The sequence below is a fragment of the Flavobacterium sp. genome, from assembly GCF_043760115.1.
Classification (GTDB): Bacteria; Bacteroidota; Bacteroidia; order Flavobacteriales; family Flavobacteriaceae; genus Flavobacterium.
The window spans coordinates 1-8,508 of sequence record NZ_JAYUPK010000053.1 but is presented as its reverse complement, the minus strand read 5'-3'; the positions used below and the strand labels follow the sequence as shown (position 1 = coordinate 8,508).

Below are 8,508 nucleotides of genomic sequence, written 5' to 3'. Positions count from 1 at the left end.
CACCAATTAAACCTAAACCTCCAGAATTACTAACTGCACTTGCTAATTTATAACCACTATTCCAAATCATTCCGCCTTGAATAATTGGGTATTTTATGTTGAAGAGTTTTGTAATTTTATTCATAAATGCTTTACTAATTCTTAATTATCTTCCCACTCTGAGTAACATTTGCAGAAGCAATTTTGTAGAAATAAATTCCAGAATTTAAAGTTTCAAGATTAATCTTTTCATCAGAAGTTATTGCTTTTTTTTCTAAAATTAATTGACCTAAATTATTGTACAATGTCAAACTAATTTCCGAAAAATTATCTGGAAAACGAATTGAAAACTCATTTATAACAGGATTTGGAAAAACAACAAACTCACTTTTAACATTCTGAATAACAGAAAGTAGAGCATTGTTTAAAGCCAATTGAAAATCTGGAATTCCATATCCAAATAGTACATCTGGAGTAGTAAATCTGTCTGCAGATTGTTTTATAATGTCAACAATTTGTACATTAGTTAAAGTTGGAAGTGCTTGCCAAAAACTTGCAATCATTCCAGCCATAATTGGTCCAGAAAACGATGTTCCGCTAGCATTTACAATATTTCCACTGGTATTAGAAACTTTTACTGATTGACCTTGCGCCATTAAATCTGGTTTTACTCTATTGTCAAACGATGGACCAATGGAACTAAAAGCGGCATAACTTTCGTCAAATTTTACTGCGCCAATTGCCAAAACATTTGTTGCTTCTGCCGGAGCACCAACATGTGGTTCAACCGTTGAACCTGAATTTCCTGCACTTGCAACTACTATAATTCCTTTAGAAAAAGCAATATTTGCACCTTTTGAAGAGAAATTAGAATCACCAGTCATATCGGAATAAGTATGACTGTAATTAGGGTTTTCATATTCAAAATATCCTAAAGATGAAGTAATTATATCTACTCCAACTCTATCTGCTTCTTCTGCAGCTTCTACCCAATTGCTTTCTTCAACTGGATTTTCAGTTAAAACATCTTCGGTAACATATAAATAATATTTTGCATCTGGTGCTGTTCCAACCAATTGATCTTCAACAAATCCGCCCATGCAAGACAAAACTAAAGTTCCGTGATTGTGAAGTGAATACAAGTTTTCATCTCTAGATACATAATTATATCCGCCAAGAATTAAATTATTGGTATACAAACGTTGAAATGGAGTTGCTGTATCAACATTTATAAAACCCGAATCTAAAACTGCAATAATTTTTCCAGTTCCAGTAAAATTTTGTTGGTGTAATAAATGACCGTTTAACATTTCAATTTGGTTGGATGAAGTTCCATAAGGAAATGAAACTTGAACATCAAGATTTTTATTAATCAAATTATTCTGAGAAATAATTGAATTTTTTGCATTTAACGAATCATCTGCAAATATTATTTGACTTACAAAAGTTAATACACTCAATGCTTGAATATCTGTTGTAGTTCCACGAACGTGAAGGCAATTTAACCATTTAGATTTTGCCTTTACTTCAATTCCAACTTGTGAAAGAATTGCATCAATATAAGGTTGATGAACAGGAACATCATTTAAAACCAGTGAAATTCCTTGAGCATTTCGTCTGTCAATTGCTCTTTGAGAGAGCATTTCTAAAGGGTTGTCTAAGAAAAATTGTGCATTAGGTTTGTCATTAAAATAAACCCACGCATCTTCTTGGGAGAAAGATGCGGAGCTTATTAAAAATGCTAATAAAAGTAGTAGCTTTTTCATAATTAGCTTTTTAAAATACGAAGTTACGAAATTACTCCGGAACCAACTAATTCATCGCCACAATTCCATGCAACAAATTGTCCTTCAGTAATTGCAGATTGCGGATTATCGAATGCTACATATAACCCAGATTGATATTGATGCAAAGTAGCTTTTTGCAATTCTTGTCTGTAACGAATTCTAGCCATTACTTGCATAGTTTCGCCATTTTTAAGTTTTAAATCTTCTCTAATCCAATGAATTTCTGATGGAATAACTTTTAAAACACTTTTAAATAATCCAGGATGATTGTGTCCTTGACCAGTATATATTTCGTTGGTTTTTACATTAGTTGCAATAATAAATAATGCCTCTTTCGTGCCACCAACATTCAATCCTTTACGTTGACCTGTGGTAAAATAATGTGCGCCTTGATGTTTTCCAACTACTTTTCCCATAGATGGAATATACGAAATTGATGTGGCATCGGATTGTAATTGTTCTTCTAAAGTTTCAAATTTAGCTTTGGGTTGAAAATAAATTTCATAACTGGCTTCAACTTCATAAATTAATCCTTCTTTAGGTTGCAATTGCTGTTGCAAAAAATCTGGCAAACGCACTTTTCCTATAAAACATAAACCTTGAGAATCTTTCTTTTCTGCTGTAATTAAATCTAATTTTGCTGCAATTTCTCTAACTTCTGGTTTGGTTAATTCACCAATTGGAAATAACGATTTAGATAATTGTTCTTGCGATAATTGACATAAAAAATACGATTGATCTTTGTTTCCATCAGCGCCAGCAAGTAATTGATAAGTTGCTTTTCCATCAACTTCAATTTCTCCTTTTCTACAATAATGACCAGTTGCAACATAATCAGCGCCAAGTGAAAGTGCAATTTTCATAAAAACATCAAACTTTATTTCTCTATTGCAAAGCACATCAGGATTTGGAGTTCTACCTTTTTCATACTCGTTAAACATATAGTCAACGATTTTTTCTTTGTATTGCTCACTTAAATCTACAGTTTGAAAAGGAATACCCAATTTTTCTGCTACTAAAAGTGCATCATTACTGTCTTCTAGCCAAGGACATTCATTAGAAATGGTAACAGAATCGTCGTGCCAATTTTTCATAAAAAGTCCAATTACTTCATAACCTTGCTCTTGCAAAAGATAAGCAGCAACGCTAGAATCTACACCTCCAGAAAGTCCGACAACAACACGTTTCATAATAAATTTAATTATTTTGCAAATTTACGTATAATTATGCAGACTTTTTTTTGTTATAATCACTTAAAATAATGATGATGTAAATAAAATTTATAATTTTTACTTACTTTTATTTCAGATTTCAATTTCTATGAAAAATTTTGCTTTTTTACTACTTATAATATTACATTTCAACATTGTTTTTTCGCAAAATTATGTTGAAAAAATTGGTTCTTATGAGGTTTATAAATCTTTAAAAGGCAAACCATTATCTGATAAATTTTCTAATATAGAATCGGTAAAAGTGGTTTATGATATTGCAAAAGATAAATTATACTTTTTTAATAGTGAAAAAATAGAATTACACTATTTATTTGTTACAGAATATTTGGGATATGAAATTGATTTAGAACGTTTTAATATTAGAAATTATAGTAATAAAGAAACAGATAGAGATTTTCTTTTGGGAAATTTAAATCATATTAAAGGAAGTGATAAATGGATTTTTGAATTGGCAGCGTCAGATCATATGCCAGTTAATTTAACTGAAAAATTATTTCAATTGGTTCAGAATAATATATTTATTGGGAAATCATTGGTTTTTTATTTAAACAACAGAGAAAAAATTGAATTATATAATCAAAAAAAATATTCAATTAAATGTGTAACATCTGAGTATATTTTTAACGAGTTAAAATACCAAGAAGTTGTTGAAGGAAGTACCATTGGAATTTTAAAACAATACAAGTTAAAAGATTTGGATAAAATTTTTCCTAAAGAAAATGAAATTATAATTCTTGACGGAACACCAGATGTTCTACCTAACGTTAAAGGATTAATTGTTAATGAACTGCAAACGCCATTAAGTCATTTAGTTATTCTAGGAAAAAATAGAAAAATTCCAATAATGGCATATACTAATGTTGGTAAAGATAGTAGAATTCAAAATTTAATTAATAAAAAAGTAGCATTAAAAATAGTTGCAGATACTTTTTACATTGCAGAAACAACAAAGAAAATAATTTCAAAAGTTATTTTAAAAAAACGAAAATTAGTTGTTGACACTTCTGTAAAAGACTTGGTTACTCTTTCAAAAATTCCTAAAAATGGAATAAAATATATTGGTTCTAAAGCACAAAATTTGGCTTATCTAAAAGCTATTGCAAAAGACAATTCGTTTAAAACTCCAGAAAATGCGTATGCAATTCCGTTTTATTTTTATGTAAATCATACTCAGAAAAAGTCAATAAGTTCATTAATTTCAAAACTGATAAATTATCCACACAAAGATTCTATAAAATGGATAAACAATCATTTGAAAAAAATTCGCGATGTTATAAAAAAAGAACCCATAAATTCAGTTTTAATACAGAAATTAAATCAAAAATTAGGAAATCAAACCGAGTTTAAAAATTTTAGATTTCGATCTTCTACAAATGCCGAAGATATTGATGGTTTTAATGGTGCAGGATTGTACGAATCTAAAACCGGAATTTTAAATGATTCTATTAAAACATTTGAAAAAGCAATTAAGCAAGTTTGGGCAAGCGTTTGGAACGAAGCGTCGTATTGGGAACGTGAAATTTTTGGTATAGATCAAAGTCAAATTGCAATGGGAGTTTTGGTTCATAGATCGTTTCCAGAGGAAGTTGCGAATGGAGTAATTATTACAAAAAATATTTTTAGAGATGGTTTTCCTGGTATTACAATTAACATTCAAAAAGGAGAAAACTCTGTTGTAAAACCTTTAAATGGAGATGTATGTGAGCAATTTACGGTTTATGATTTTGATTTTACAAGTCTAAATTCTAATCTTGATGTTGACTATGTTTCGCAATCTAATTTAAACGATTACAAACCTTTATTGACAAGCGATGAAATAAATAATTTATATAATGTTAGTAAACTTATAGAAAGAAAAATGAATAAATATTGGAACAAGTTAAACTATAAACGTGCCGATATTGAATTTAAATATATAGGAGAAAAAAGAGAATTATATATAAAACAAGTTCGAATATTTAATGATTAATAAAAAATTTTAACTTCAATTTCGTTATTTATTGTATTTACATTTTGTATTTTAAAATCAAAATTTTTGATATTTATTTTTTCTTGAATTTGTTTTTTTATGTAATCATTCTCAATATTTAATTGTGAATTATATTCTAATTTTATATCCATAGAATTTAAAAATACACTAGATTTTTTATTAACAATTAAAGAGGCAATTATATAGGAAATAATTATAATAGATTGAAAAAAGATTAGATTCTCTAGATTTTCAAACGGATACATTACATCAAGAATTGATAAAGTTATAGTTGCAAAAAGAAATATAATTGCATTAATAGTAAAGGTTTGCGCTCTAAAACGTAGTATAGAAAAAATAGCAAACAATCCAAAACCAATACCTACACCTATTTCAATTCTTGTAAATAAATAACACAGAGAGAAAGTACAAAAGCCCACTATAACTATAAGAGGATTAATAGTTTGATTGTCTTTTCTATTAGAAAAAAAATATAAAATTAGTATTGAAATTAGTAGAATTAAAAACCTGCCTGAGAGTTCTTGTAATGTCATATAGTTTTTAACTTTAAATTTTATATTATCAATATTATACTAAAAAACACATTTTTAAAATAAATAAAATTTTATAAAACTAATAAATAAAAAATCTTTATTTCACATTTAAATAAATAACAAAACACTTCGATACTTCCTTCGTCAGTACAGGCGAAGCTCAATATTACAATGTATATCAAATTGATATTATATATTTTTGATAAATTGTAAAAATTATTTTTCTTCCAAAGGAATTGCTCTTTTAACAAATTTTCTTTTATTGGGTTTACTCATATTTTCTTTGGTAGTTTTTCCATTAGTTGTAAATTCCCAAATTCCTTCTTTTTTACCTTTTTTAAAAACGCCTTTTGCAACCACTTCATTTTTTGGGTTTCTGTAAACTGCTGCACCATCAAACTCTCCATTTACATAAATACATTCTTCAAAAACAATTCCTGTATCAGAATATTTTTTATAAACTCCGTTTTTTATACCATTTTTATAAATGGCTTCTTCGGCTATTTTTCCGTTAAGGTAATACACTTTTCTAATTCCGTTTAATTTTCCTTTGGTATATAATTCTAAAGTCATAATTTTATCTGAATCTTCGTGGTAATATTTCCATTCTCCTTCAAATAATTTATTGACTACTTTGCCTTCACTAACTTTATTTTTCTTTTGATTATAAAAAATGGTGTAGCACGAATTGTCTTTGGTATTAAATTCTCTTGTTGCAACTACAGTTCCAACAGCAGTATCATCGAAAAATTTAAACGTTCCAATTTCTTTACCGTGACTAAAAGTGCCTTCGTATCTTGGTCGTTTAGATGGTTCGTAAACACCTTTCCATAAACCATCTTTTAAACCTTTTTCGTCTAGTTTATTAATTTCTTGAGAAAAAAATGACGAACTGTATAATAGGAAGTAAATTAAATATTTCATTAAATTTAGTTTTATTGTATAACTTTAAAATGTTAAATTTAGTATAACAAAAATGTCACCAAATTTACATAATTTATAAATAATAATGGTGATCACATAAAACAATCTGAATTTACAACGTTGTAGTAAATGTTAAAATTTTTATAACAAACAATATTTTGTTTAATTGATTGTTATATTTGTTAAACAAACTAGTATTAATGTTCTAAACAAAAAAAAACAATTATGAAAAAAGAAAATTTTAAAAACAGATTTTTAGCAATTATTTTGCTATTCAGTGCAACCCTCTCATTAATAGGATGCGACGACACAGAAGAAGGAGTTAATGCTCAAAAAAGTACGATTACAGTTTTAGCTCAATCGCAATCTAACTTGAGTGTTTTGGTTAGCGCATTAGTAAGAGCAGGATTAGATGATAATTTAAATGCAGCTGCTGGAACATTTACAGTTTTTGCACCAACCAACACTGCTTTTAATACATTTTTAACAGCTAACGGCTTTGTAACAAATGGAAATCCAGATATTAATACTGTTCCAATTCCAGCTTTAGAACAATTATTATTAAACCATGTATTAGGAGAAATTAAAGATGATACAGCTTTACCAGTTGCTGGATATTTAAAAACACTAGGAAAAGGTAGTGCCTCAACTTCTAATACTTTAAGTATGTTCGTTCAAAAAGTTACAACTGGAACTACAACATCAGTTACTTTAAATGGAGCTTCTAATGTAAGTACTAAAAATGTTTTAGCATCTAATGGTATTGTTCACATTGTAGATGCAGTTATTGGTTTACCAAGCATTACAACACACGTTGTTGCAAATCCTGAATTTGATACTTTACAAGCAGTTGTAACAAGTACAAGTGGAAGTTTTGGTGATCAAACAGCAGTGAAAAACGCATTAACCAATAATACTACACCTTTAACATTATTTGCTCCAATCAATTCTGCATTTACACAAGCAACTGGTCCAGCTGCCAATGGTGGTTTTATAGTTGTTGGTACAACAACTGGTGCACAAGTTTCTAAAGTTTTATTGTATCATGCTACAGGATTTCTTGGTGGAAATATTTTATCAACTTCTTTAAGTAATAGTTTAGGAAATATTCCAATGGCTACTGATCCACCTCAAAATACAACTGTAAATATTACTGGTGGCGCAAAAATTATTGACCAAGCTGGAAATAATAGTTTTATTGTTGTTAATGCTGTTGATATTCAATGCACTAATGGAGTTATTCACGGAATTACTAGAGTATTGAAGCCAGTTTTATAAAATTTAAACTCAAACAAAAAGACAAAAGCTATCAATTAATTTTGGTAGCTTTTTTTATGAACCCAATTCTAATGCTCTATCATTGGCAGCTTTTACCGCTTTTATAATAGAATTTTCAATAGTGTTTTCTTGAAAAACTTTCAATGCTTGTTCTGTAGTTCCTCCTTTGGATGCTACTTTTTTTATCCAGTCTTGGTTAGATAATGAACTTGAATTTTGTAAATCTACTGAACCCATAAAAGTTTGATTTACTAGTAACTCTGCTTCCGATTGAGAAAATCCTAACTCTGTTGCTGCGTTAATCATTGCATTCATAAAATAAAAAACATACGCTGGACCACTTCCAGAAATAGCTGTTGCCGCATCAATAAGTTTTTCGTTTTCTACATAAATAGATTTTCCAGTTGTGTTTATAAGATTTTGAATTATAAATAATTCCTTTCTATCAACAGCATTTGAAGCAGAAAAAACGGTCATTCCTTTTCCTATTTGTGTTGGAATATTTGGCATAGAACGAACTACTTTAGTACAATTTAACTGGCTTTGAATGGAAGCAATTGTTACTCCAGCCATTACCGAAAATATAATTTGTTCGCGATTTATAAATTCTTTTATTGTAGTTGCTAAACTAGAAAAATCTTGAGGTTTTACAGCTAAAATAATTATATCAAATTCGTTAATTATACTATTTGGAACATTAAAAAAATTATCATTTGGAATACCAAAATCATTTGAATTTATGAATGCTTTTTTAACCAAAACATAAATATCTTCTGGTTTTATAA

8 protein-coding genes are annotated in these 8,508 nt (G+C 28.5%); 2 read left to right on the top strand and 6 right to left on the bottom strand.

Annotation, left to right across the window (positions count from 1 at the left end; genetic code table 11):
- From ACH2BC_RS04540 to mnmA, 3 genes are all read right to left on the bottom strand, one after another.
- A partial coding sequence (locus ACH2BC_RS04540) for a nitronate monooxygenase (RefSeq protein ID WP_395052798.1) occupies positions 1-124 on the bottom strand: 124 nt, incomplete at its 3' end.
- A 10-nt stretch (positions 125-134) separates the two neighbouring features.
- Positions 135-1,745, bottom strand: a complete 1,611-nt coding sequence (locus tag ACH2BC_RS04535) for a S8 family serine peptidase (RefSeq protein WP_395052797.1) — start codon at positions 1,743-1,745, stop codon at positions 135-137.
- 23 nt (positions 1,746-1,768) lie between these two features.
- Entirely contained in the window at positions 1,769-2,956 is a 1,188-nt protein-coding gene (gene mnmA / locus ACH2BC_RS04530; RefSeq protein ID WP_395052796.1) for a tRNA 2-thiouridine(34) synthase MnmA, read from the bottom strand.
- Between the two features lie 130 nt (positions 2,957-3,086).
- Here mnmA and ACH2BC_RS04525 point away from each other — a divergent pair, with 130 nt between their 5' ends.
- Positions 3,087-4,967 (top strand): PEP/pyruvate-binding domain-containing protein, encoded by a 1,881-nt coding sequence (locus ACH2BC_RS04525; RefSeq protein WP_395052795.1) that lies wholly within the window; start codon positions 3,087-3,089, stop codon positions 4,965-4,967.
- Here the strand turns inward: ACH2BC_RS04525 and ACH2BC_RS04520 are convergent.
- Both ACH2BC_RS04520 and ACH2BC_RS04515 read right to left on the bottom strand, forming a co-directional pair.
- Positions 4,964-5,521 (bottom strand): DUF4956 domain-containing protein, encoded by a 558-nt coding sequence (locus ACH2BC_RS04520; RefSeq protein ID WP_395052794.1) that lies wholly within the window; start codon positions 5,519-5,521, stop codon positions 4,964-4,966. The genes ACH2BC_RS04525 and ACH2BC_RS04520 overlap by 4 nt on opposite strands.
- 216 nt (positions 5,522-5,737) lie before the next feature.
- On the bottom strand, positions 5,738-6,445 hold the full coding sequence (locus tag ACH2BC_RS04515; RefSeq protein ID WP_395052793.1) for a toxin-antitoxin system YwqK family antitoxin: 708 nt from the start codon (positions 6,443-6,445) through the stop codon (positions 5,738-5,740).
- A gap of 225 nt (positions 6,446-6,670) precedes the next feature.
- Here ACH2BC_RS04515 and ACH2BC_RS04510 point away from each other — a divergent pair, with 225 nt between their 5' ends.
- Positions 6,671-7,723, top strand: coding sequence for a fasciclin domain-containing protein (locus ACH2BC_RS04510; RefSeq protein WP_395052792.1), 1,053 nt, complete (start codon positions 6,671-6,673; stop codon positions 7,721-7,723).
- Between the two features lie 54 nt (positions 7,724-7,777).
- Here ACH2BC_RS04510 and proC read toward each other — a convergent pair.
- A partial coding sequence (gene proC / locus ACH2BC_RS04505; RefSeq protein ID WP_395052791.1) for a pyrroline-5-carboxylate reductase occupies positions 7,778-8,508 on the bottom strand: 731 nt, incomplete at its 5' end.